A 24116-nucleotide genomic window follows, 5' to 3' on the forward strand; every position below is an offset into this window, starting at 1 on the left:
TTCCGCGTTGCCCTGGCATGACCCCCATCTCCTCAGCGACCGGGCGTCAACGCCTCCTGTTCGTCCCGCCGCCCGCAGAATCGGTTCGGCCTACCGCGCCGCGCTATCAGGACCCGCCGATCTACCGTGACCTGATGCGGGCCTGGGTCGAGCGCGGCCGCACTCTTCCGGGCCGGCACGACCCGGAGTGGATGCGGCTCGCGGCGCCCTGGCGGGGCCTGGACCAGTTCAGCGTCCCCCTGGACCCACGAGATGGCGGGCGATGACCATCCGCTGGATCTGATTGGTGCCCTCGACGATCTGGAGCACCTTCGCCTCGCGCATGTAGCGCTCCGCCGGGAAGTCCGCGGTGTAGCCGTAGCCGCCGAGGATCTGCACGGCGTCGGTGGTGACCCGCATCGCCGTGTCGGTGCAGTGCAGCTTGGCCATGGCCGCCTGCGCGGCGAACGGCCGGCCCGCGTCCCGCAGTCGCGCCGCCGCCAGGTAGAGCGCCCGGCCCGCCTCGATCTGCGTCGCCATGTCGGCGAGCATGAAGCGCAGCCCCTGGAAGTCGGCGATCGGCTTGCCGAACTGACGCCTCTCGGTCGCGTACGCCAGCGCCTCGTCGAGCGCCGCCTGCGCCACGCCGATCGCGCACGCCGCGATGCCGAGCCGCCCCGAGTCGAGCGCGGACAGGGCGATCGCAAGGCCCTGCCCCTCCTCGCCGATACGCCGGTCATCGGTGACGCGTACGCCGTCGAAGTGGACCTGGGCGGTGGGCGAGCCCTTCAGGCCCATCTTCTTCTCGGGCGGTGCGGCGCTCAGCCCCGGCGCGTCGCCGGGCACCAGGAACGCGGTGATCCCGCGCGGACCCTCCTCGCCGGTGCGCGCCATGACCGTGTAGAAGTCGGCGATTCCGCCGTGCGTGATCCAGGCCTTGGTGCCGGTGATCACCCAGGCGTCGCCGTCGCGCACCGCCCTGGTGCGCAGGGCGGCCGCGTCCGAGCCGGAGTGCGGCTCGGAGAGGCAGTAGGCGCCGAGCATGCCACCGCCGAGCATCGCGGGCAGGTGCTCGACCTGCTGCTCCTTGGTGCCGTAGGCGGCGAGCGCGTAGGAGGCCAGGGAGTGCACGCTGACGCCGAGGCCGACCGTGAGGCGGGCCGCGGCGAGCTCTTCCAGGACCTGGAGGTAGACCTCGTAGGGCTGGTCACCGCCGCCGTACTCGGAGTCGTACGGCAGGCCGAGCAGGCCGGAGCGTGAGAGCAGGGTGAACAGCTCGCGCGGGAAGCGGCCGGCGTCCTCCTCTTCGGCCGCCTTCGGGACGATCTCCTGCTGCGCGATGTCGCGGACGAGCGAGATCAGGTCCCGGGCCTCCTCCGTGGGCAGTTGCCGGTCCACCGGCTGCGGGGCGCGGTCGGGCATGGCGACACTCTCCTCCCTGTCGGGCACTGGCGGACGGGCCCGTGGGTGGGGGCGGCGCCGCCGGGTCGTTCTGGTGCCTGGCCGATGCTTGCAGTCCCGGGTCTCGGAAGCTGCTGACCAGCGGCTCTGCGCTGTGAGTATGCCCGATCGGAGGCATCCCGTCACCAGTTAACGACCGCTTACTTCAAGAAATACCCGAGCGCCCCCGGGGAAGCGAAATTGGTCCGCACCATTGACCGGACTGGTCTAGTCCTCCTACTGTTTCGCTCCACCGATTCACCGCGTTCATGCCAATAGGCACGCGTCCCCTCCCCTACGAGGAGTCATCGGATGCACACCCCCCACCGCTCCCGTTTCCGGGCCATCGTGTCCGCGGCCTGCTGCGCCGTCCTCGGCGCCGGTCTGCTGGCCGGCGCGGGTGCCACCGCCACCGCGGCGACCTCGGCTCAGGAGGCCGCCGCCGGCACGAAGGCCGCTCCCGACTCCAAGGCCGCCGGCTCCAAGGTCGTCGGGTACTTCACCGAATGGGGCACCTACGACCGCAAGTACTACGTCAGGAACATCGAGACGTCGGGCTCGGCGGCCCGGCTCACGCACATCAACTACGCCTTCGGCAACGTCACCGGCGGCAAGTGCGCGATGGGCGACGCCTACGCCGCCACCGACCGGGCCTACACCGCCGCCGAGTCCGTCGACGGCAAGGCCGACACCTGGGACCAGCCCCTGCGCGGCACCTTCAACCAGCTGCGCAAGCTGAAGCAGAAGCACCCGAACCTCAAGGTGCTGTGGTCCTTCGGCGGCTGGACCTGGTCGGGCGGCTTCGGCGAGGCCGCGAAGAACCCGGCCGCCTTCGCGCGGTCCTGCTACGACCTCGTCGAGAACTCCAAGTGGGCGGATGTCTTCGACGGCATCGACATCGACTGGGAGTACCCGAACGCCTGCGGCGCCACCTGCGACACCAGCGGCAAGGCGGCCTTCAGGAACCTGATGCAGGCGCTGCGCGCCACGTTCGGCTCGAAGAACCTCGTCACCGCGGCGATCACCGCCGACGCCACCCCGGGCGGCAAGATCGACGCGGCGGACTACGCGGGCGCCGCCCCGTACGTCGACTGGTACAACCCGATGACGTACGACTACTTCGGCGCCTGGGACGCCGCCGGGCCGACGGCCCCGCACTCCCCGCTGACCTCCTACGCCGGCATCCCCAAGGCGGACTTCCACAGCTCGGCGACCATCGCGAAGCTCAAGGGCCTCGGCATCCCCGCCTCGAAGCTGCTGCTCGGCATCGGCTTCTACGGCCGCGGCTGGACCGGCGTCACCCAGTCGGCGCCCGGCGGCACCGCGACCGGCCCGGCGGCGGGCACGTACGAGCAGGGCATCGACGACTACAAGGTGCTCAAGACCAAGTGCCCGGCGACGGGGACGGTGGCCGGCACGGCGTACGCCAAGTGCGGGAACGACTGGTGGAGCTACGACACCCCGACGACCGTCGCGACCAAGATGACCTACAAGAACCAGCAGGGCCTGGGCGGCACGTTCTTCTGGGAGCTGAGCGGCGACACGGCGAACGGTGAGCTGATCAGGGCCATCAAGTAGGCCTGGGCACCCGGGGGCGGAGGGACCGTGACGGACCCCTCCGCCCCCCCTCTCATGCGCCCTGGCGGGCGACCTGCGGAGCCGGGTAGGCGGGGTCGAGGTCCTCGATCGCGCGCAGGGCGCCGCCGAGCCCCTTCACCAGCAGCTCGCACATGGTCTCGCGGGGCAGTTCGGGGCGGTCGATCCATTCGAGGGTGGTGCCCTCGACACCGCACACCCAGGCGAGCAGGCCCATGCGCGCCAGCGGCGTGATGTCGGCGCGGCCGTACGCCCCCTCGGCGATGGTGGCGACGATGGCCTCGCGCACACCGTCACGGATGGCGTGCACCTCGGTGTCGAAGCCGACGCCGCCGCTGACGATGGTGCGGTACGCGGCCTGGTTGTGCTCGGCGTAGCGCAGATAGCGGTCGATGGTGCGCTGGACGCGGTCGACCGGGGGCAGTTCGTGTCCGCTCGCCGCCAGGGTGACCAGGTCGGTGACCGAGTCCTGGATGATGGCCAGGTAATAGCCGCGCTTGGACTGGAAGTAGTAGTAGATCAGCCCCTTGGCGACGTGCGCCTGCCGGGCGATGTCGTCCATCGACAGGGCGTCGTAGGACGTGTCGGCGAACAACCTCCGCCCGATTGCGATGAGTTCGGCACGGCGCGCCAGCGAGCGCTCGGTGCCGCGGGCTCTGGGACGCGCGGCAGGCTGTTGACTGATATTCAATTTCGACCCTGGTTCCAACGGGCGGCGGCGGGACATCCGCAGTATGGCAGGCCGCAGAGCAGGGCCGTGGGTCAGGTCACAGCACCCCGCGACGGGTCACAGCAGCCCGAGCTGGGTCACGAGCATCGCGACGACCACGACGAGGGTCCAGCCCATGACATGCTCGACGATCTTCGGGCCGTCGTCCTGAGGACCGCCGGTACGGACGCCGGCTGCGGTGACTGAGTGCGCGGTCATGAATTCTCGCTGATTCGTGATGCGGACGGACTTTCCCCCGAGGGGTCAGTCCACTTTGAGGGCCTGTCCACTTTGCCATCGGGAGCGGCTTGCGTGGCCGAGAGCTTGGTCACACGCGCACGCCCACGGCGGTCAGCGCCTTGCGCTGGGCCGCGGTCGGGCGGGCCGGGAAGTACAGGTAGCAGACGCCGCCGGTGCCGGAGACGACCTTGCCGGAGGCGTTGTACCGCTTGGTCCGCAGCCAGATGTTCTCCCACTCCCGCCGCCGGTAGACGCGTCGCACGGCCTCGTTGGTCTCCGAGAAGGGATCGTTCGCGATCACGTCGCCCTCGGCGGTGAAGCCGATGACGGTCATCAGGTGCCCGGCGGTGCCGTACCCGGCGCCCGTCAGCTCCTCCTTCAGAAAGGACTGGGAGGTGATGGCCGGGATGCCCGCCGCGATCAGCGTCTCCAGGTCGGTGAGCGAGCCGAGCCGGGTGACCACTGCCTGGAGGTCCTTGAACGTGGCCGCGTAGGCGGCGTTGAAAGGCCAGTTGCCGCAGCCGGCGTACTGGTGGTCGTAGGTGAAGCGGGCCGCGTGGCACACCTGGGGATCGGCGTACGACGGATCCACCCAGGCCAGTTGCTCCGGGGTGAGCCGGCCGCCCCAGTACTCGATGATCATCTGGGAGGACGTCGGACTGCACCAGGCTTCGCCACCGTTGTCGTACTCGGGGTACTGGCCCTTGTGGATCTCCTGCGAGTACCGCGGGACGGCCAGCTCCCCGGCGAAGCCGGGCGCGGACGCCGGGACGGTGAACCGGTCGGGCACGTCGGAGCCCATCGCGCCGAGCCGCCAGACGGTGGGCGTGGCCTTGGTGCCGGGCTTGCGGTAGAGGGTGAGGCGCAGCCGGTACGAGGCCAGGCGCAGGCCCGTCGACGGGTCGTCGATCGCCAGGGTGTCGGTCCAGACGGTGCTCTTGCCGTCGCTCTGGTCGTCGACCGAGGTGCGCCGGATGTCCTGGTCGCCGGCCGCCCAGCGGCCCATCACGTACCAGGGCGTGCGGGTGCCGTCGGTGTAGGTGGCCTTGATCTCTGCCTGGAGCCACGTGCCGGCCGGGGTGTGCGCGTTCCAGGAGACGATCGCCTCCGTCGCGGGGACGGCGAGCCGGTGGGCCGGGGACGTCCAGGTGCCGAACTCCCAGCGGGCGGTGGTGCCGGTGTGCGGGTCCGTGTAGTCGGCGGTTCCGGCGGGCTTCGCGATCGCCACGCCCGGGCGGGCGCCCGCGACGGCACGGGTGCCGTGGGCGGTGCCGCCGCGCCAGTCGCCGTACGAGGTCCAGGCCCGGTTGTCCACGGTCCGGGCCAGGTCCGCGCGGGCGAGTTCGGCGGTGTCGGTCGTCATGGGCTCCTCGGTGTCGGCGGCCGCCGGGCCCGCGCCTGCCGTGACGGCGGCGGCGACCGCGGCGGCCAGGACGGCTCTGCGGGAGGGCTGTTCGGCTCTGCGCATGGCGGGGACCCCCGGAAGTCGGAGTCGGACAGGGGTGGGGCAGGTCCGTTGCACGGTCGGTCGCACACGTGTGGACGCCCCATAGGGGCAGCACACATGTATGCGCCACATAGGAGCACAGCCCGCCGGGTCCCGCCAGCACTTCGGCCCGCGCCACGCCTACCAATATTGGCGTCGACCACTGGCGGGCGCCGCGGACACCGTGGTTAGAGTGCTGCGCGAGATGAATCCGCCCTTCCGCCCCGTACCGGGGCCCGCCGTCCGCGACCTGGCCTCCCGGATCCGCCGCCTTCCGCCCTCCTGCGGCCCGGTCCGCCTCGTCGGCGTCGACGGGCACGCCGGCTCCGGGAAGACCACGTTCGCCGGGCAGTTGGCCGCGGCGCTGGGCGGCGCGCCGGTGCTGCGCCTCGACGACATCGCCACCCACGACGAACTGTTCGACTGGACCGGACGCCTGCTGGACCAGGTGATCGAGCCCCTGGCCCAGGGCCGGACCGCGCACTACGCCCCCTACGACTGGCGATCTCGCCGCTTCGGTACGCCGCGCCCCCTGCCGCCCGCTCCGGTGGTTCTCGTGGAGGGCGTCGGCGCGGGGCGCCGGGCGCTGCGGCCCCGCCTGGCCCTGCTGCTGTGGATGGAGCTGCCCCCTGCGGAGGCCTGGGCGCGGGGTCGTTCACGGGACGGGGAGGAACAGCGGGAGTTCTGGGACGCATGGGCACCGGCGGAACGCCGGCATTTCGCCGACGATCCCTCGCGGCCGTTCGCCGACCTTCTGGTACGCCAGCGAGAGAAGGGGTATGAGGTACTTCCGGGACCTGCTGGGACGGTTGGACCGGACCAGCCCCTCACGCACGGTGACGGACCGCCCGCAGTGTGCTGAACTTGTGAAGGGCCTTGCGGAACAACTTGCCGGAGTGCTTCAACTCGGCTTGACCGGGGGCCCGTACAGGTCTTACGTTCTCAATGTGCGGCCATTCGGAGCCGCCCACAGACGCGAAGCCCCCGGTTGTTCCCCCGTGATCGGGGGCTTCGTTCTGTCTTCTTACTGTTTTCCGGGCGCCGCGCGGCGCCACGTGCTCACCCTCGGTCACCGTGCGGGAGTGTGCCGCATCCGCTCCCACCTCGCCGAACGCCCCGTACGGCACCCTACGGGGGCGCCGCCCGCGCAGGTACGATGCCCTCGTTGCGACCTACGGACGGTTGCTTCGCACACCTTGCAACTCCGGTCCGTGGCATAGCGGTTCGAGCAGGGCAGCCGGCCGGGGGACGGCTCGTTGGCATACCGACGGGGGCACGGTTCGTGGGGGACGTGATGGACTTCGGCACGCAGGGCCCGCAGGCCCCGGCCGACCTCGCCTGGCTGCGAGGCGTGGACGCCTACACCATGGGCGCCTATCCGCAGGCGGAGGAGGAGTTCCGCGCCGCCGTGCGGATGGACTCCGGGATGGCCGACGCCTGGCTCGGGCTGCACGCGCTGCGCGTCGACACGACGACCGCGCTGCTCAGGATGTTCCGCCACCGGGACCGCTTCGGCGAGCAGCGCACCCGCTACCGTCGCGCCCTCAACTCCTGGTACTGGCTGGGCTGGTGGGTACAGCCCGTGCTGGAGAGCCCCCGCGATCTGCTGCTCGCGCACGCCTCCCACTGGCTGGACGGCCGCCACGTCCCCGAGCTGGACCGCGCCCTCGCCGGGCTGCCTCCGGTGGACACCGACGCCCAGGTCCGCTTCCTGCACGCCTGCCGCGCCTATCTCGTCAAGGACTGGGAGCAGCTGGTCCGGCACACCGACCCGCTCCTCGACGATCCGATGCTCGGCATCGAGGCCGGCCTGTTCGGCGGCATGGCCCGGGTCCGTCTGGAGATGTACGGGCAGGCCGAACCACTGCTGTCCGCCGCGCTGATGCGCTGCCGCAGCGAGCAGCCCCAGCGCAAGGAACTGCGCTACTGGCTGGCCCGGGCGCACGAGGGCACCGGCCGCAGCGCCGCCGCGCTCCCCCTGTACCGGGCCGTGCACCGCGTCGACCCGGCCTTCATGGACACCGCGGCCCGGCTCGCCGCGATCGCTGAGGGCGACGGCTACGACGAGGCCACGGACCTCGCGGCGATCACCCTCACCGGCGCCGGCCAGGACGCCGCGGACGGACCGGACGGATTCGACCCGCTCTTCGGCGCCGAGGGCCGTGACCTGAGACTGCCCGATCCCGAAACGCCCGCCTCCGCTCCCCTGCCGCCGGTGACCGACCCCACGGTGCGCTCGCGGACCGGCCCGGCCCCGTCGCTGCCCGCCGGTCCCACCGACCCCGTGTTACTCGAGGAGGCGCTCGCCGAGCTTGAGCGCATGGTGGGTCTGGAACCGGTGAAACGCCAGGTCAAGGCGTTGTCGGCGCAGCTGAACATGGCCCGGCTGCGGGCCGGGCAGGGCCTGCCGGTCCAGCCGCCGAAACGCCACTTCGTCTTCTCCGGCCCCTCGGGCACCGGCAAGACCACCGTCGCCCGCATCCTCGGCCGCGTCTTCTACGCGCTCGGCCTGCTCGGCGGCGACCATCTCGTGGAGGCCCAGCGGGCCGACCTGGTCGGCGAGTACCTCGGGCAGACCGCCGTGAAGGCGAACGAACTGATCGACTCGGCGCTCGGCGGCGTGCTCTTCGTCGACGAGGCGTACTCGCTGTCCAACTCGGGCTACGGCAAGGGGGACGCGTACGGCGACGAGGCGCTCCAGGTGCTGCTGAAGCGGGCGGAGGACAACCGCGACCATCTCGTGGTGATCCTGGCCGGCTACCCCGAGGGCATGGACCGGCTCCTCGCCGCCAACCCCGGGCTGTCCTCCCGCTTCACCACCCGCGTCGACTTCCCCTCCTACCGGCCCCTGGAACTCACCGAGATCGGCAAGGTGCTCGCCGCGGAGAACGGCGACCTGTGGGACGAGGAGGCCCTCGACGAGCTGCGGTCGATCGCCGGGCATGTGGTGGACCAGGGGTGGATCGACGAGCTGGGCAACGGGCGGTTCCTGCGGACGCTGTACGAGAAGAGCTGCGCGTACCGGGATCTGCGGTTGTCCGTCTGTCCGGGGGCGCTGGGCAGGGAGGACCTGGCGACGTTGCGGTTGCCGGATCTGATGCAGGCGTACGGAGAGGTGCTGTCCGGGCGGGGGCCGCAGGATCCGCCCGGACTGTAGGAACTGGCGTAGGGGCTGGGGGAGGCACGATTGCCCGCAGCTGGGCCTACGTCGCCAGTACCTCCTCGCCGGACCTCGGCTCGGTCAGTCTCACCTCGCGGACCTCCCGGTGCGCGGGATCCCGCACCTCCCCCACCAGCAGCTCCAGCACATCCTCCAGCGCGACCAGCCCGAGCACCTTCCCGGACCCGTCCGCCACCTGGGCCAGATGTGTCGCCGCCCGCCGCATCACGGTCAGCGCGTCGTCCAGCGGGAGCTCGGACCGCAGCGTCGTCATGGAGCGCCACAACTGCTGTGGCACGGCCCGGTCCGAGTGCTCCAGGTCGAGGACGTCCTTGACGTGCAGGTATCCCATGAACACACCGTTCTCCGCGACGACCGGGAACCGGGAGTACCCCGTGCGCGCGGTGAGCTCGACGATGCGGCCGGGGGTGACCGACGGGCTGACCGTCACCAGTGACTCGCGCTTGAGCAGGACGTCCGTCACCGGGCGGGAGCCCAGCTCCAGGGCGTCCTCCAGGCTTTCGGCCTCCTCGGGGTCGAGCAGGCCCGCCTGGCCGGCGTCCTCCACGAGCCGGTTGAGCTGCTCACTGGTGAAGACGGCCTCGACCTCGTCCTTGGGCTCGACGTGGAAGAGCCGCAGGATGCCCTGGGAGACGGCGCCGAGCGCGGCGGTGATCGGCTTGCAGAAGCGGGCGAACCAGACCAGGCCGGGGCTGAGCCACAGCGCGGCCTTCTCGGGGGCCGCCATCGCCAGGTTCTTCGGGACCATCTCGCCGATGACGAGGTGGAAGAAGACCACGGCGGCGAGGGCGATGACGTAGGTGAGCGGGTGGATCACGCCCTGCGGCAGGTGGATCCACTCGAAGACCGGCTCCAGGAGGTGCGCGACGGTCGGTTCGGCGACCGCCCCGAGGGTGAGGGAGCAGATCGTGATGCCGAACTGGGCCGCGGCCATCATCTGCGGCAGCCGCTCCAGACCGTAGAGGACCTGCCGGGAGCGGGCGGTGCCGAGGGGTTCGATCTGGCTGCGGCGTACGGAGACGAGCGCGAACTCGGCGCCGACGAAGAAGCCGTTGAGAAGCACCAGGAGTGCGGCGAAGGTCAGTTGGAGCACGCTCATCGGGCGGCCTCCACCACGGCGACGGGAGCCGTTCTGACCAGGCGGACCCGCTCGGCGCGGTAGTGGCCGACCTGGCGGACCGACAGCCGCCAGCCGGGCAGTTCCGCCTTGTCGCCGACGGCCGGGATACGGCCCAGCAGGTCGGCGATCAGACCCGCGACGGTCTCGTACGGGCCTTCGGGTACGTCGAGGCCTATGCGCTGGAGGATGTCGACCCGGCAGCTGCCGTCGACGTCCCAGGCGGGCCTGCCGTCCTCCGGCGGCGCGGAGGCCAGCTCGGGCAGGTCGTGTCCGTCGTGCTCGTCGCGGACCTCGCCGACGATCTCCTCGACGATGTCCTCCAGCGTGACGACACCAGCCGTGCCGCCGTACTCGTCGACGACGACCGCGATCGGCTGCTCGCTGCGCAGGCGGGCGAGCAGCGGCCGTACGGGCAGAGTCTCGGGGACGAGCAGCGCCGGGCGGGCGATGCGGCCGGCGGACGTGCGCAGCCGGTCCCGCACGGGCACGGCCAGGGCGTCCTTGAGGTGGACCATGCCGACGACCTCGTCGATCCTCTCCCGGTAGACGGGGAAGCGGGACAGGCCGGTGGCGCGGGTCAGGTTGACCACGTCCTCGGCGGTGGCCGAGGACTGCAGGGCGCTGACCTTCACGCGCGGCGTCATCACGTGCTGCGCGGTCAGCTCGCCCAGCGACAGGGTCCTCACGAAGAGGTCGGCCGTGTCCTGTTCCAGGGCGCCGGCCCGGGCCGAGTGGCGGGCGAGGGAGACGAGCTCGCCGGGGGTGCGGGCGGAGGCCAGCTCCTCGGCGGGCTCGACGCCCAGGGCGCGCACGAGCCGGTTCGCGACGGCGTTGAGGCCGGCGATGACCGGCCGGAAGAGCCGTGCGAAGACGTGCTGCGGGCCCGCGACGAAGCGCGCTACCTGGAGCGGCCTGGAGACCGCCCAGTTCTTGGGCAGGAGCTCGCCGATCACCATCTGCACGGCGGAGGCCAGCAGCATGCCGACGACGACCGTGACACCGGAGACGGCTCCCTCGGGGACGCCGATCGAGGTGAACGGGCCGTGCAGCAGCTCGGCGAGCGCCGGTTCGGCGAGCATGCCGACGACGAGGGAGGTGATGGTGATGCCCAGCTGGGTGCCGGAGAGCTGGAAGGACAGCTCCTTGAGCGACTCGACGACGCGGTGGGCGCGCCGGTCGCCCTCGGCGGCGGCCTTCTCGGCCTCCGGCCGCTCGACCGTCACGAGTCCGAACTCGGCCGCGACGAAGAATCCGTTGGCCAGAATCAGCAGGAACGCGGCTGCCAGAAGCAGCAGGGGGATGGTCATGATGCCGCCGCCTCCGCACGGTCGCGGACACGGTCCGCGCTATGTCGGCAGGGGGCGGCGCAGGTACTGCAGGACGATCCGTCCATCGCCGGAGGGGGTCACTCCTCGGTTAGCTGGAGCCCCGGGCGCACCGGGCGGGGCGACAGGGGCGAAGGCGCATCCGTTCGCGCCTCCGCCCAACAGATTAATCAAGACACGGCCCGGTGCGGCAGTGGCGGCGGCCCTGTGGATCCCCCGAGTCAGCCCTGAGGCCGCTCGGGGTCCGCGATGGAACGGGCCTCGGCGAGCGCCCGCAGGGCCCGGGCGTCGGCGATCGCGCGCTGCCGGGCGATGCCCGGCTGGATGCCCAGCGCGGGCAGGCTGGTGCCGTCGCTGAGGTTGAGGAACACCCAGGGGTCGCCCGGCCGGAGGGTCACCTGGAGGATCTCGGCCCATTCCAGCCGGCGCTTGTTCGTGAGGTTGACCACAGTGACGCCGGACTCGTCGGCGACGACCTTGGGCCGCGCCAGCAGAAGCAGCACCGCGTCCAGCAGGAGCGCCGTGGCGATGAAGCTCAGGCGCTCGGCGGGGCTGAGCTGCTTCAGCAGCATGGCGACGGCCGTGATCACCACGAGGATCGCGACGGCGGCGCTGAGCAGCACCGCGCGGGTGCTGCCCGGCCGGAAGGTGACGGGCAGGGTGGGCAGATCGGACATCAGTGCGCGCCTCTCACAGACGGCAGGCGTGGATGGCCGTGGTCAGGATGGCCCGGGCGCCGATGTCGTACAGGTCGTCCATGATCCGCTGCGCCTCCTTGGCCGGGACCATCGCGCGGACGGCGACCCAGCCCTCGTTGTGCAGCGGGGATACGGTCGGCGACTCCAGGCCGGGGGTGAGGGCGACGGCCTTCTCCAGCTGCTCGACGCGGCAGTCGTAGTCCATCATCACGTACGTCCGGGCGACCAGGACGCCCTGGAGGCGGCGCAGGAACTGCTGCACCTTGGGGTCGTCGCCGTCCGCGCCGGTGCGGCGGATCACGACGGCCTCGGACTGCATGATCGGCTCGCCGACGACCTCCAGGCCCGCGTTGCGCAGCGAGGTGCCGGTCTCGACGACGTCCGCGATGACCTGGGCGACGCCGAGCTGGATGGCGGTCTCGACGGCGCCGTCGAGGTGGACGACGGAGGCGTCGATGCCGTGCTCGGCGAGGTGGGCCGCGACGATGCCTTCGTAGGAGGTGGCGACGGTCTTGCCCGCCAGGTCCGCCAGGCCGCTGATGGTGCCGGGCTTGCCGGCGTAGCGGAACGTGGAGCGGGCGAAGCCGAGGGCGAGGATCTCCTCCGCGTCGGCGCCGGAGTCGATGAGCAGGTCCCGGCCGGTGAGGCCGATGTCCAGCTGGCCGGAGGCGACGTAGATCGCGATGTCGCGGGGGCGGAGGTAGAAGAACTCGACCTCGTTGGTCGGGTCGACGATCCGCAGTTCCTTGGACTCCCGGCGCTGCTGGTAGCCGGCCTCATGCAGCATCTCCGCCGCAGGGCCTGACAGGGAACCCTTGTTGGGGACGGCGATGCGCAGCATGAGGTCGGCTTCCTTTGCGTGGGTGTCTTACGGGAACGGTGCGGCTTACAGGTGGGCGTAGACGTCGTCGAGGGAGATGCCGCGGGCGACCATCATCACCTGGACGTGGTACAGCAGCTGCGAGATCTCCTCGGCGGCCGCCTCCTTGCCCTCGTGCTCGGCGGCCATCCAGACCTCGGCGGCCTCTTCGACGACCTTCTTGCCGATGGCGTGGACGCCCTTCTCGACCAGTTCTGCGGTGCGGGAAGTGGCGGGGTCGCCATGGGCGGCCTTGTGCTGGAGCTCGGTGAAGAGCTCCTCGAACGTCTTCTTGGACATGGTGACGCTCAGCCTATGCCACGGGTGCCCTTCGTCAGCGCCAGGGTTCGGATACTGAGCGGAGGGTGGCCGCGGTCGCCACCGCCGCCGTCACCGCCTCGTGTCCCTTGTCCTCGTTCGACCCCTCCAGGCCGGCGCGGTCCAGGGCCTGCTCCTCCGTGTCGCAGGTCAGCACGCCGAAGCCGACGGGGACGCCGGTGTCGACGGAGACCTGGGTCAGGCCCTGGGTCACGCCCTGGCACACGTACTCGAAGTGGGGGGTGCCGCCGCGGATGACGACGCCCAGGGCGACGATCGCGTCGTAGCCGCGGCCCGCGAGGACCTTGGCGACGACCGGGAGCTCCCAGCTGCCGGGGACCCTGAGGAGGGTCGGCTCGTCGATTCCGAGGTCGTGCAGGGCGCGCAGGGCGCCGTCGACCAGACCGTCCATCACCTTCTCGTGCCACTGCGCCGCGATGACGGCGACCCTGAGGTCACCCACATTGCGTACGGACAGCTCCGGTGCACCCTTGCCGCTCACGTCTCTCCTTTTGTGCTCTGTTACTGGTTGCCGCAGGCCGGCACGGTGGTCGTGTCCAGCCAGGGCAGGTCGTGGCCCATCCGGTCCCGCTTGGTGCGCAGGTAGCGGAGGTTGTGCTCGCCGGCGCTCACGGGCATCGGCACGCGCGTCTTCACCACGATGCCGTGGCGGGTGAGCGCGTCGGTCTTGTCGGGGTTGTTGGTCAGCAGGCGGACGCCGCGCACGCCGAGGTCGGCGAGGATCTGGGCTCCGGCGGCGTAGTCGCGGGCGTCGGCGGGCAGGCCGAGTTCGAGGTTGGCGTCGAGGGTGTCGCGGCCGCGCTCCTGGAGTTCGTAGGCGCGCAGCTTGGACATCAGGCCGATGCCGCGGCCCTCGTGCCCCCGCAGGTAGACCACGACTCCCCGGCCCTCGGCCTGGATACGGGCCAGCGAGGCGTCGAGCTGGGGGCCGCAGTCGCAGCGGGCGGAGCCGAAGACGTCACCGGTGAGGCATTCGGAGTGGACGCGCACGAGGACGTCCTGGCCGTCGCCGATCTCGCCGTGCACCAGGGCGACGTGCTCCACGCCGTCGACGGTGGAGCGGTAGCCGTAGGCCGTGAAGGTGCCGTGCGCGGTGGGCAGTTGGGTCCTGGCCTCGCGGCGGACGGTGGGTTCGCTGCCGCGGCGGTAGGCGATCAGGTCCTCGATGGAGATGATCGTCAGGCCGTGCTTGCGGGCGAAGGGGATCAGCTCGGGCAGGCGCAGCATCGTGCCGTCCTCGCCCGCGATCTCGACGATCGCGCCGGCCGGGCGCAGACCCGCGAGGCGGGCGAGGTCGACGGCGGCCTCGGTGTGGCCGTTACGCGTCAGCACCCCGCCGGGCCTGGCACGCAGCGGGAAGATGTGGCCGGGGCGGACGAAGTCGTCGGGCTGGGCGGCGCCGTCGGCGAGCAGCTGAAGGGTGGTGGCGCGGTCGGCGGCCGAGATGCCGGTGCCCACGCCGTGCGCGGCGGAGGCGTCGACGGAGACCGTGAACGCGGTCTTCATCGACTCGGTGTTGTCCTCGACCATCTGCGGCAGGCGCAGCCGGTCGAGTTCGTCGCCCTCCATGGGCGCGCAGATCAGGCCGCGGCACTCGCTCATCATGAAGGCGACGATCTCGGGGGTCGCCTTCTCGGCGGCGATGACGAGGTCGCCCTCGTTCTCCCGGTCCTCGTCGTCGACGACCACGACCGGGCGGCCGGCCGCGATGTCGGCGATGGCCTGCTCGACCGGGTCGAGGGTGAGGTCCTCGAAGCCGTCGGTGCCGTACAGGATCGGTGCCGTGCTCATGCCGGCGCTCCTTCCAGGGTGGGCTGTGCTGCCGCGCGCGAACGCAGCCACCAGTCGCGCAGGCCCCACAGGACGAGCGCGCCGTAGATGACGTAGACGAAGCCGGAGAAGGCGAAGCCGTTGGCGAAGTTCAGCGGGACGCCGACCAGGTCGACCAGCAGCCAGGCGAACCAGAACTCGACCATGCCGCGGGCCTGGGCGTACATCGCGACGATCGTGCCGACGAAGATGTACGCGTCCGGCCAGGGGTCCCAGGACAGGGCCGGGAAGGCCGTGAACAGGCCGCCGACCGCGAGGGTGCCGAGGGCGGCGGCCCCGGCCAGCACCCCGCGCTCGCGCCAGGTGGCGAACCGTACGGCGATGGAGCCGTCCTGGGCCTGCTGCCGGCCGCGGTTCCACTGCCAGAAGCCGTACGTGGCGACGAGCATCACGACGACCTGCTTGCCGGCGCTGCCGGAGAGATGGGCGGTGGCGAAGGCCGCGAAGAGGATCAGGCCGGAGACGAACTGGGCGGGCCAGGTCCACAGCGAACGCCGCCAGCCGAAGGCGAGGCCGATCAGACCGATCACGTTGCCGATCATGTCCGACCACTTGATGTGCTGGCCGAAGAGCGTGAACGCCTCGGAGTTGAGCCAGTTCACTTGGCCGCCCCCTGCACACGGTCGCCCAGCATCCGCTCGACGTACTTGGCGATGACGTCCACCTCGAGGTTGACCGGGTCGCCGGGCTGCTTGTGGCCGAGCGTGGTCAGGTCGAGGGTGGTGGGGATGAGGCTGACGGTGAAGTAGTCGGGGCCGGCGTCGACGACGGTGAGGCTGATGCCGTCGACGGTGATGGAGCCCTTCTCGACGACGTACCTGGTGAGGTCCGCGGGGAGGGAGATCTTCACGATCTCCCAGTTGTCGGACGGCTTGCGCTCCAGGATTTCGCCGGTGCCGTCCACATGACCCTGCACGATGTGCCCGCCGAGGCGTTCGCCGACGGCCATGGGGCGTTCGAGGTTGACGCGGGAGCCGGCCTGGAGCGCGCCGAGGCTGGAGCGGTTGAGGGTCTCGGCCATCACGTCGGCGGTGAACTCGTCGCCCTCGTGGTCGACGACCGTGAGGCAGACGCCGTTGACGGCGATGGAATCGCCGTGTTTCGCGCCCTGGGTGACGACGGGGCCTCGCAGACGGAAGCGACAGGCGTCGTCGAGGGTCTCGACGGCGGTGACCTCGCCCAGCTCTTCGACGATTCCGGTGAACACTTCCCGGGTCCTCCTGCCTCTTCGGGCACGGACTCCGGGGCTGTCGATGACGACAGGTGATACGAGCGAGGACACTGGGAACGACGCCGGACGGAGTCCGCCGCGAGGACGGACTTCTTCGGCGGCGCGCATGTATGCCCGCTCGCCGCGCACTGCCTCCCATCCGGACTTTAACCGTCGGTCCAGGAATTTCACCTGGTCAACCGGCCGCTGGAAGCGACCGGGTCGCGGACTGTAACCGCCGGTTCGGACTTTCACCGACCCCGGAGTGCGCTGCTACTGATACATGCCTAGTCTGCCACGCCTGATCGATGCCCAGACGGGCGATCGGTGTGGGGTGCCTCACAGAACGTGTCGCCGCCCTTCCCGAGCGCGACAGGGCGATGCAACTCCGGTGCGCACGCCCGCCCTTGTCCGACGGCCCTCGCGTTGGTACGCACCTATTGACGCTGTGGTCTAGTCCTTTCTAGGGTCGTGCGCAAGCTGCCCAGACCGGCCCGGCGGCGGTGACGACGGCCCTTGCCCGCCGTCGGGCCTTCCCACGCCGGACGGACGGTGTTCTGGCAGGGTGAGGCGCATGACCACCACGCTCGCCTACGAGTTCGAGACCCACCGGCCCCGGCTGTTCTCGCTCGCCTACCGGCTGCTGGGCTCCGCCGAGGAGGCGGAGGACGCGGTCCAGGACGCGTATCTGCGCTTCAGCGGCGCGGACCGTAGCGGGATCGAGCATCCGGCGGCCTGGCTCGCCAAGGTCGTCACCAACCTCTGTCTGAACCGGCTGACCTCAGCCCGGGCCCGCCGCGAGCGGTACGTCGGGACGTGGCTGCCCGAGCCGGTGGTGACCGCGGACGGCACGCTCGGGCCCCTGGAGTCGGCCGAGCAGCGGGACGCCGTGTCGATGGCGATGCTGGTGCTGCTGGAGCGGCTCACGCCGACCGAGCGGGCGGTGTACGTGCTGCGGGAGGCGTTCGGCTACGGGCACCGGGAGATCGCCGGGGTGCTGGATCTGAGCGAGGCCAACTGCCGCCAGCTGTACCGGCGGGCCGTGCAGCGGGTGGGTGAGCCGCAGGCCCGGTTCGAGCCCGCGTCCGAGCAGCAGGAGGAGCTGGTCACGTCGTTCCTCACGGCGGCGCGCGACGGCGACCTGGCCGGGCTGGAGAAGCTGCTCACGGCCGACGCCACCTGGTGGAGCGACGGGGGCGGGAAGGTCATCGCGGCCCGGTGGCCGATCGAGGGCGGGCCCAGGGTCGCCCACTTCCTGGCGGGCGGGGGCCCGAAGTTCACGGGGGGCCTCGAGTTCACCGTCGTCGAGGTCAACGGTGCGACGGGGCTTGCCACGTGGGCGGGCGACACGCTCGTCGGCCTGGCGGCGTTCGAGGTGCGCGACGGGCTGATCGCGGGGGTTCGGGCCGTGGTCAACCCGGAGAAGCTGGCGTTCGCACGGCGTCAGTTCAGCCGGGCGTAGGGCCGTCGAGCGGGTCGCGGGACCGTCGGCGGGGCGCGGGTCGTCGGGCGCGGGTCGTGGGTCGTCGGGCGGCGGGCGCCGGGCGCCGGACGCGGGACGCCGGGCGGCGGACGGCGGGCGCCGGACGCGGGACGCCGGGCGCGGGACATGGCGCGTCGGGCGCGGGGCGCCGGGCGCGGGACGTGGCGCGTCGGGCGCGGGGCGCCGGGCGCGGGACGTGGCGCGTCGGACGGCGGGCGCCGGACGCGGGACGCGGCACGCCGGGCGCCGGACGCGGCACGCGGCACGCGGCACGCGGCACGCGGGACGCCGAGCGCCGGGCGCCAGACGCGGGACGTAGCGCGTCGGGCGCGGACGCCGGGCGGGTATGTCACATCCGGCAGGGGCTGTTCGGTCTCATCTGATGAGCGGCGCTCCGTCCGGGAGTGCCGGGCGTCCGAAGGGACTGAACAGCATGACCACGATTCTGGTGACCGGCGGCACCGGGACGCTCGGCCGGCTCGTCGCCGAGCGGCTGCGCGCGGACGGGCACGACGTGCGGGTGCTCAGCAGGCACACCCAGCCGTACGCGGTCGACCTGCGGGAAGGCGGTGACGCGCTGGACGCTGCCGTCGCCGGTGTCGACACGATCGTGCACTGCGCGTCATCACCGAAGGGCGACGAGCGGGCTGCGGCGAACCTGATCAGGGCGGCGCGCGGGGCCAGTGTGCGGCACCTCGTCCACATCTCCATCGTGGGCATCGACCGGGTGCCGTTCCGCTACTACAAGAGCAAGCTCGCGGTGGAGAGGCTGGTCGAGGAGTCGGGGCTCGGCTGGACCGTGCTGCGGGCGACGCAGTTCCACGACCTGCTCGTCATGCTGCTCGAGGGGCTGTCGAAGCTGCCCGTGGTGTTCCTGCCGGCCGGTGTCCGTGACCAGCCGGTCGAGGTGGCCGAGGTCGCCGACCGGCTGGTCGAACTCGCGGCGGGGGCGCCGGCGGGGCGGGTGGAGGACATGGGCGGGCCGGAGGTGCGCACGTTCGAGTCCCTGGCCCGCGCGTATCTGAAGGCGACGGGGCGGCGCCGGGCGGTTGTGAACGTGCCGCTGTGGGGCGCGGCCTACCGGGGCTTCCGCAGCGGTGGTCACCTGACGCCGCAGCGTGCGACCGGCACGGGCACGTTCGAGGAGTATCTGGCGCGGCGGTACGGGGGCGAGCAGGCCCGGGCGGGCAGCGGGCGGTCCAGGGCGTGAGCCCCGGCACGGCCTACCACCGCTGAACCGGCCGCTCCCCTGGCGCGAAGAGTTCCTCCTGGGCGCGGTCGCGGGCCGTGAGGAGGGCGCCGCGCAGGACGGCACCTCCGCCGAGCGTGGTCGTCCGTACCTCCGTGGGCAGGGGGGTCATCCGGGCGATGCGGTCCTGTACCCGGGCGGCGAGTTCGTCGCCGCCCGCTCGGCCGACCTCACCGCCGAGCACCACGCACCCGGGGTCCAGGATCGCGACGACCGAGGCGACACCGACGGCGAGCCGGTCGGCGAGGGCATCGAGGAAACGGGCAGCGGCGACGGCCCCCCGCACCTCTTTCACCCCTCGCCCCGCCTGCGCCGTCTCTCGCCTCTCCCCCTCGACCACCTCCGGCACCTCCGGCACCTCCGGCACCTGCGCCACCGCCGACCCCACCAGCCCGACCGCCGCCCGCACCACCCCCACCACCGACCGCTCCTGCCCCGGCTCCGCCGAAACCCCGCACCTCGCCGCGAGGTCCACGACCGCGCCCGCCGCCGCCAGGGAGTGGAAGCCGCCCTCGCAGTCCGTCGAGGACGGCAGCGCGGCCGTGCCCGGGACCGGGAGGAAGCCGATCTCGCCGGTGCCGCCGGAGGCACCGCGTCGCAGCGCGCCGTCGAGGACCACCGCCGCGCCCGTCCCGTGGCCGAGCCACAGCAGGACGAAGGTGTCGCGGTCCCGGGCCGCCCCGTCACGCTGCTCGGCCAGCGCCGCGAGGTTGGTCTCGTTCTCCACGCTCACCCGGGCCTCGGGCAGCCGCTCCTGGAGGGCGGCGACGAGCCGGCGGTGCCACTTGGGCAACCCGGAGGAGTCGCGCAGTTCGCCGCTGGCCGGGTCGATCAGACCGGGCGCCCCGATCCCCACGGTGTGCAGCCGGTCGGCCCCGGCCTCCTTCACCACGCGCTCGACCAGCGCGACCGCCTGCTCCACGGCGGGACCCGTCGCCATGTCGCCGCCGATGGGCACCGACTCCTCGGCCAGGACCCGTCCCACCAGGTCCGCGACGGCCACGGAGACGCCCTCGGTGCGTACGTCCAGCGCGGCGAGGTGCGCCCGGTCCGCGACGATGCCGTACAGCTTGGCGTTGGGCCCGCGCCGCTGCTCCCCCGCCTCGCCGACCACCGCGACCAGCCCGGCGGCGGTGAGGCGTTCGACGAGGTCGGCGACGGTCGGCCGGGACAGACCGGTCAGTTGCTTCAACTGCCCTGCCGTCAGCGGGCCCTCCTGCTGGAGCAGTCGCAGGGCGAGCCGGTCGTTGATGGCCCGGGCGGTGCTCGGGGATGCGGGCATGCCGGGATCCTTCCAGAACATCGGGGCCGCACGGCCGGGTGCTCCGGCCGACCGGTCATCCCCTTATCTATCAGGCAGGGTTCCTGATAGTTTACGCGCGCCAGCGCTCGACAACGCGTGCCCACGGGCGCCGACGCGGGGAAGACCAGGAGAGGACGGGGGCCGGAGAATGAGCAACGTGGTCTACGAAGAGCGCGAGGTGAAGCGGTCGCGGTACGCCGTGGCCGCCGTCTTCGCCGTACACGGCGCCGTGACCGGCTCGTTCGCCACCCGCGTGCCGTGGATCCAGGACCACGCGGGCGTCAGCCCCGGCCAGTTGGGGATCGCGCTCGCCTTCCCCGCGCTCGGCGCGTCCGTCGCGATGCCGCTCGCCGGCAGCGTCAGCCACCGCTTCGGCGCCCGCAACGCCCTGCGCGCACTGATCGCCCTGTGGACGCTGTCGCTGGTCCTGCCGTCCCTCGCCCCGAACCTGCTCACGCTCTGCCTGGCCCTGTTCACCTACGGCGCCACGGCGGGCATGGCGGACGTGGCGATGAACGCGCTCGGCGTCGAGGTCGAGAACCGCCTCGGCCGGTCGATCATGTCCGGACTGCACGGCATGTGGAGCGCGGGCGCCCTGGTCGGCTCGGCGGCCGGCACGCTCGCCGCGCACCTCGGTTCGGACGCCCGGCTGCACCACGTCCTGGCCGCCGCGGTCCTCACCGTCGCCGGCGTGCTGTCCTGCCAGTGGGTGCTCGACCTCCAGCCCGCCGAGGACGAGGAGCCGCCGCCGCGGTTCGCTCTGCCGCCCCGCTCGGCGCTGCTCATCGGCGCGATCGGCTTCTGCGCGGTGTTCGCCGAGGGCGCGAGCCTGGACTGGTCGGCGGTCTATCTGCGGGAGCAGCTGGAGACCTCGGCCGGTCTCGCGGCGGCGTGCACGACGGGCTTCACGCTCACCATGGCCATCGCCCGGATCGCCGGTGACAAGGTCGTGGACCGCTTCGGTGCCGTGCGGACCGTGCGGGCGAGCGGGGTGTTCGCCGTCCTCGGCGGGCTGCTGATCGTGGTGGCGGAGCACCCGGCGGTGGCGATGACCGGGTTCGCGCTGATGGGGCTGGGCATCGCCGTCGTCGTACCGCTGTGCTTCGCGGCGGCGGGCCGCAGCGGGTCCAACCCGAGCCTGGCCATCGCGGGCGTCGCGACCATCACGTACACCTCGGGCCTGGTCGCGCCGAGCGCGATCGGCATGCTGGCGCAGGCGACCAGCCTGATGGTGTCGTTCGCTCTGGTGACGCTGCTGTCCTGCGGGATCGTGGCGTTCGCGCGCGTGCTGCGCCCCGGCGACCGGGCGGCGATCAGCCGGCCGGACGCGGCGGTCCCCGACCCGCGGCCCTGAACGGACATCCGACCGCCCTGGGTCATCCCCACCGCTGACGCACCCCGACAATGGTCCGGACACTCGCACGCACGACGAAAGCGAAACCGCACCATGGATCTCGGCGTCCGCTGGAAACTGCACGGCGGCGACGGACGCACCCCGGCGCCCGGCGCCGTGGTCCGCCCCGACGAGCGGCTCTCCTGGCCCCGCACCGCCGGGCTCGGTGCCCAGCACGTGGTGGCCATGTTCGGGGCGTCCTTCGTGGCCCCGGTCCTGATGGGCCTGGACCCCAACCTCGCGATCATGATGTCGGGCGTCGCGACCGTCGTGTTCCTGCTCGCCACCCGCGGCCGCGTGCCCAGTTATCTGGGCTGCTCGCTGTCCTTCGTCGGGGTGGCGGCGGTGATCCGGGCGCAGGGCGGCAGCAGCGCCACCGTCACCGGCGCGGTCTTCGTCGTGGGCGCCGCGCTGTTCCTGGTGGGGCTCGCCGTGCGGCGGTTCGGGGCGCGGATCATCCACGCCGCGATGCCGCCGGTCGTGACCGGCGCGGTGGTGATGCTGATCGGTTTCAACCTGGCGCCGGTGACGGCCTCGACGTACTGGCCGCAGGACCAGTGGACGGCGCTGCTGGTGATGCTGTTCACCGGTCTCGCCGTGGTGTGCCTGCGCGGTTTCTGGTCCCGGATCGCGATCTTCCTCGGGCTGGTCTTCGGGTACGGCGTCTCCTGGGTCTTCGACCTGGTCTTCGGCAGGATCCACTCGGTGGACGCGAGCGGCAAGCCGACCGACCACTGGCGGCTCGACCTCTCCGGCGTCGCCGAGGCCGACTGGATCGGGCTGCCGACCCTGCACGCCCCGTCGTTCGAGTGGTCGGCGATCCTGGTCGCCCTGCCGGTCGTCATCGCGCTGGTCGCGGAGAACGCCGGGCACGTCAAGGCGGTCGGCGAGATGACCGGCGACCCGCTGGACGACAAGCTCGGCACGGCGATCGCGGCCGACGGCGTCGGCTCCATGCTGTCCACCGCGGTCGGCGGCCCGCCCAACACGACGTACTCCGAGAACATCGGCGTGATGGCCGCGACCCGCGTCTACTCCACGGCCGCCTACTGGGCCGCCGCCGGCTTCGCCCTGCTCTTCGGCGTCTGCCCGAAGTTCGGCGCGGTCGTGGCGGCGATCCCGGGCGGGGTGCTCGGCGGCATCACCGTCATCCTGTACGGCATGATCGGCCTGCTCGGTGCCCAGATCTGGCTCAACGCCGGGGTGGACCTGCGCAATCCGCTGAACCTGGTCCCGACGGCGGCCGGCATCATCATCGGCGTCGGCAACGTCTCCATGAAGATCACGGACACCTTCTCGCTGAGCGGCATCGCGCTCGGCACGCTCGTCGTCATCACCGGCTACCACGCGCTGCGGGCCTTCGCCCCGCCCCACCTGAAGACACAGCGGCCGCTGCTGGACGAGGGCACCAGCTCCTACGACGAGGCCAACTCGTAGGCGTACGACGCCGTGAACGTCCCGGGCCTGCCCTTGCAGCCGTCCGACTCCCCCGGCAGCTTGACCCACAGATAGGCGTCGATCCGGTCCTCGCCGGTGCTGAGGGTCGGGGCCCGGCCGAGCTTACGGCCCGCCGGGTCGCACCACATGCCGTCGGGCGGAGCGCCGTTGCCGTTGCGGCTGGTGTCGATGACGGCACCCAGGCCCGCCGGCCCGCCCAGCGCGTCGAGGACCCGCCGGTCGTAGGCGACCTCGTCGGCCGTGGCGTGGAAGTTGGAGACGTTGCTGAAGATCCCGTCGGAGGAGGCGGGCGAGGCGGCACCGGCCTGCCGCAGCCACGCCGCCTGCTTGCCGGGCGCGTTCCAGCCCGAGTGCCCCGCGTCGAAGTACACGCGTGCCCGGGGGTTGGCGGCCTTCAGGACGCGTCCGGCCCGGGCCAGCGAGGCGAAGCGGTCCGCGCGCTCGCCGGGTGACAGGCACTCGGCCTGGGCGACCGAGTCCGGCTCCAGGACGACGATGACCTCGCCGGAGCCCAGCCCGTCGGCGAACCGGTCGATCCACGCGTCGTAGGCGTCCAGTCCGGGCGCCCCGCCCTGGGAGTGACCGCCGCAGTCCCGGCCGGGGATCGCGTACGGCACGAGGACGGGCACCCGGCCCAGCGCGGCACCGCCCGACGTCACCGCGGCGACCCGGGCGGTGAGCGTGTCCGGGGCGTAGTCGGCGAACCAGACGGCGGCCGGCTGGTCGGCGATGCGGGAGGCGATGACCGCCTGGCGGGGATCGCCGGCGTGGGCCCGGACCCAGTCGAGTACCTGGGAGTCGGGGTGGCGGTAGAGCCGGGCGCTCACGGGGGCGGTCCGCTCCCGCTTCTCGCGGGTTCTCGACGGCGACGGCCTGGGGCTCGGCGTCGCGGGCGCGGAGGTGACGGGCGTCGGGGAAGCCGGCTCGGTCACCGACGGGGGAGCCGACGGTACGGCAGGCAGGGGCGCCAGACGGGGTGAGGCGGGCACCGCGGGGCGCTCGGCCCGGTCCGGGCCGCGCCGGGCGTCGAACGCGGACAGCACCCCGGCGACCGAGCCGGCCGCGACCACGACGGAGGCCGCCACGACCATCGCGCCACGCCGTACGGCACGCCTGCGCTCGGCCCTGCGGACGGCCAGGCGCTGGGCACGTGAGCCTGACACGGTGCCGGTCCCCCTCCCCCTGCGGCGGGCGGCGTTCCCCCGTTTCGGGGAAGCG

Annotated in this window: 22 protein-coding genes and 1 riboswitch; of the genes, 7 read left to right on the forward strand and 15 right to left on the reverse strand. The window is 72.2% G+C overall.

The window, feature by feature from the left end:
- Nucleotides 1-228: 228 nt before the first annotated feature.
- Nucleotides 229-1401, reverse strand: coding sequence for an acyl-CoA dehydrogenase family protein (locus tag QF034_RS06515; RefSeq protein ID WP_307174033.1), 1173 nt, complete (start codon nucleotides 1399-1401; stop codon nucleotides 229-231).
- A gap of 330 nt (nucleotides 1402-1731) precedes the next feature.
- On the opposite strand from QF034_RS06515, the gene QF034_RS06520 reads away from it, so the two are divergent.
- On the forward strand, nucleotides 1732-2997 hold the full coding sequence (locus tag QF034_RS06520) for a glycoside hydrolase family 18 protein (protein ID WP_307174034.1): 1266 nt from the start codon (nucleotides 1732-1734) through the stop codon (nucleotides 2995-2997).
- 52 nt (nucleotides 2998-3049) lie between these two features.
- Here the strand turns inward: QF034_RS06520 and QF034_RS06525 are convergent, their stop codons facing one another.
- The 3 genes from QF034_RS06525 to QF034_RS06535 all read right to left on the reverse strand — a co-directional run bounded on the left by QF034_RS06525 (nucleotide 3050) and on the right by QF034_RS06535 (nucleotide 5432).
- Nucleotides 3050-3706 carry a TetR/AcrR family transcriptional regulator gene (locus tag QF034_RS06525; protein WP_307174035.1) on the reverse strand — a complete coding sequence of 219 codons (657 nt, stop codon included), beginning with the start codon at nucleotides 3704-3706 and terminating at the stop codon, nucleotides 3050-3052.
- A gap of 96 nt (nucleotides 3707-3802) precedes the next feature.
- Nucleotides 3803-3943, reverse strand: coding sequence for an SCO1431 family membrane protein (locus QF034_RS06530; RefSeq protein WP_307174036.1), 141 nt, complete (start codon nucleotides 3941-3943; stop codon nucleotides 3803-3805).
- A gap of 109 nt (nucleotides 3944-4052) precedes the next feature.
- Nucleotides 4053-5432, reverse strand: coding sequence for a C39 family peptidase (locus tag QF034_RS06535; protein ID WP_307174037.1), 1380 nt, complete (start codon nucleotides 5430-5432; stop codon nucleotides 4053-4055).
- A gap of 223 nt (nucleotides 5433-5655) precedes the next feature.
- On the opposite strand from QF034_RS06535, the gene QF034_RS06540 reads away from it, so the two are divergent.
- Nucleotides 5656-6312, forward strand: a complete 657-nt coding sequence (locus QF034_RS06540; RefSeq protein WP_307179817.1) for a uridine kinase family protein — start codon at nucleotides 5656-5658, stop codon at nucleotides 6310-6312.
- A 432-nt stretch (nucleotides 6313-6744) separates the two neighbouring features.
- Nucleotides 6745-8607, forward strand: coding sequence for an AAA family ATPase (locus QF034_RS06545; RefSeq protein WP_307179818.1), 1863 nt, complete (start codon nucleotides 6745-6747; stop codon nucleotides 8605-8607).
- Between the two features lie 46 nt (nucleotides 8608-8653).
- Here the strand turns inward: QF034_RS06545 and QF034_RS06550 are convergent, their stop codons facing one another.
- The 9 genes from QF034_RS06550 to QF034_RS06590 all read right to left on the reverse strand — a co-directional run bounded on the left by QF034_RS06550 (nucleotide 8654) and on the right by QF034_RS06590 (nucleotide 16009).
- The gene (locus QF034_RS06550; RefSeq protein WP_307174038.1) at nucleotides 8654-9730 is read right to left on the reverse strand and encodes a hemolysin family protein; all 1077 of its coding nucleotides are present in this window, start codon (nucleotides 9728-9730) and stop codon (nucleotides 8654-8656) included.
- Entirely contained in the window at nucleotides 9727-11058 is a 1332-nt protein-coding gene (locus QF034_RS06555) for a hemolysin family protein (RefSeq protein ID WP_307174039.1), read from the reverse strand. The genes QF034_RS06550 and QF034_RS06555 overlap by 4 nt, the downstream gene beginning before the upstream one ends.
- A 239-nt stretch (nucleotides 11059-11297) precedes the next feature.
- Nucleotides 11298-11753, reverse strand: coding sequence for a PH domain-containing protein (locus tag QF034_RS06560; protein WP_307174040.1), 456 nt, complete (start codon nucleotides 11751-11753; stop codon nucleotides 11298-11300).
- 13 nt (nucleotides 11754-11766) lie between these two features.
- On the reverse strand, nucleotides 11767-12615 hold the full coding sequence (gene hisG, locus QF034_RS06565; protein WP_020273518.1) for an ATP phosphoribosyltransferase: 849 nt from the start codon (nucleotides 12613-12615) through the stop codon (nucleotides 11767-11769).
- A 45-nt stretch (nucleotides 12616-12660) separates the two neighbouring features.
- Nucleotides 12661-12933: a phosphoribosyl-ATP diphosphatase gene (locus tag QF034_RS06570; RefSeq protein WP_010046365.1), complete on the reverse strand. Its 273-nt coding sequence runs from the start codon at nucleotides 12931-12933 to the stop codon at nucleotides 12661-12663.
- A gap of 34 nt (nucleotides 12934-12967) precedes the next feature.
- Entirely contained in the window at nucleotides 12968-13453 is a 486-nt protein-coding gene (gene ribH / locus QF034_RS06575; protein ID WP_010046367.1) for a 6,7-dimethyl-8-ribityllumazine synthase, read from the reverse strand.
- Nucleotides 13454-13473: 20 nt separating this feature from the next.
- The gene (locus QF034_RS06580; RefSeq protein ID WP_307174041.1) at nucleotides 13474-14763 is read right to left on the reverse strand and encodes a bifunctional 3,4-dihydroxy-2-butanone-4-phosphate synthase/GTP cyclohydrolase II; all 1290 of its coding nucleotides are present in this window, start codon (nucleotides 14761-14763) and stop codon (nucleotides 13474-13476) included.
- Nucleotides 14760-15404, reverse strand: coding sequence for a nicotinamide mononucleotide transporter family protein (locus tag QF034_RS06585; protein WP_307174042.1), 645 nt, complete (start codon nucleotides 15402-15404; stop codon nucleotides 14760-14762). The genes QF034_RS06580 and QF034_RS06585 overlap by 4 nt, the downstream gene beginning before the upstream one ends.
- A complete protein-coding gene (locus QF034_RS06590) occupies nucleotides 15401-16009 on the reverse strand; it encodes a riboflavin synthase (RefSeq protein WP_307174043.1) in 609 nt (202 codons plus the stop codon). The genes QF034_RS06585 and QF034_RS06590 overlap by 4 nt, the downstream gene beginning before the upstream one ends.
- 145 nt (nucleotides 16010-16154) lie before the next feature.
- Nucleotides 16155-16285: riboswitch (FMN riboswitch) on the reverse strand.
- A 301-nt stretch (nucleotides 16286-16586) separates the two neighbouring features.
- Here QF034_RS06590 and QF034_RS06595 point away from each other — a divergent pair.
- Nucleotides 16587-17474, forward strand: coding sequence for an RNA polymerase sigma-70 factor (locus QF034_RS06595; protein WP_307174045.1), 888 nt, complete (start codon nucleotides 16587-16589; stop codon nucleotides 17472-17474).
- Nucleotides 17475-17928: 454 nt separating this feature from the next.
- Nucleotides 17929-18705: an SDR family oxidoreductase gene (locus tag QF034_RS06600; protein WP_307174046.1), complete on the forward strand. Its 777-nt coding sequence runs from the start codon at nucleotides 17929-17931 to the stop codon at nucleotides 18703-18705.
- A gap of 13 nt (nucleotides 18706-18718) precedes the next feature.
- On the opposite strand, the gene QF034_RS06605 is transcribed toward QF034_RS06600, so the two are convergent.
- Nucleotides 18719-20026: an ROK family transcriptional regulator gene (locus QF034_RS06605; protein WP_307174047.1), complete on the reverse strand. Its 1308-nt coding sequence runs from the start codon at nucleotides 20024-20026 to the stop codon at nucleotides 18719-18721.
- A gap of 169 nt (nucleotides 20027-20195) precedes the next feature.
- On the opposite strand from QF034_RS06605, the gene QF034_RS06610 reads away from it, so the two are divergent.
- Both QF034_RS06610 and QF034_RS06615 read left to right on the forward strand, forming a co-directional pair.
- Entirely contained in the window at nucleotides 20196-21401 is a 1206-nt protein-coding gene (locus tag QF034_RS06610) for an MFS transporter (RefSeq protein ID WP_307174048.1), read from the forward strand.
- A gap of 93 nt (nucleotides 21402-21494) precedes the next feature.
- A complete protein-coding gene (locus tag QF034_RS06615) occupies nucleotides 21495-22877 on the forward strand; it encodes a uracil-xanthine permease family protein (RefSeq protein WP_307174049.1) in 1383 nt (460 codons plus the stop codon).
- Here QF034_RS06615 and QF034_RS06620 read toward each other — a convergent pair.
- Nucleotides 22856-23989, reverse strand: a complete 1134-nt coding sequence (locus QF034_RS06620) for a glycoside hydrolase family 6 protein (RefSeq protein ID WP_307179819.1) — start codon at nucleotides 23987-23989, stop codon at nucleotides 22856-22858. The two genes, QF034_RS06615 and QF034_RS06620, sit on opposite strands and share 22 nt — an antisense overlap.
- Nucleotides 23990-24116: the final 127 nt, after the last annotated feature.

Source organism: Streptomyces africanus (genome assembly GCF_030816955.1).
Lineage (GTDB): Bacteria > Actinomycetota > Actinomycetes > Streptomycetales > Streptomycetaceae > Streptomyces > Streptomyces africanus.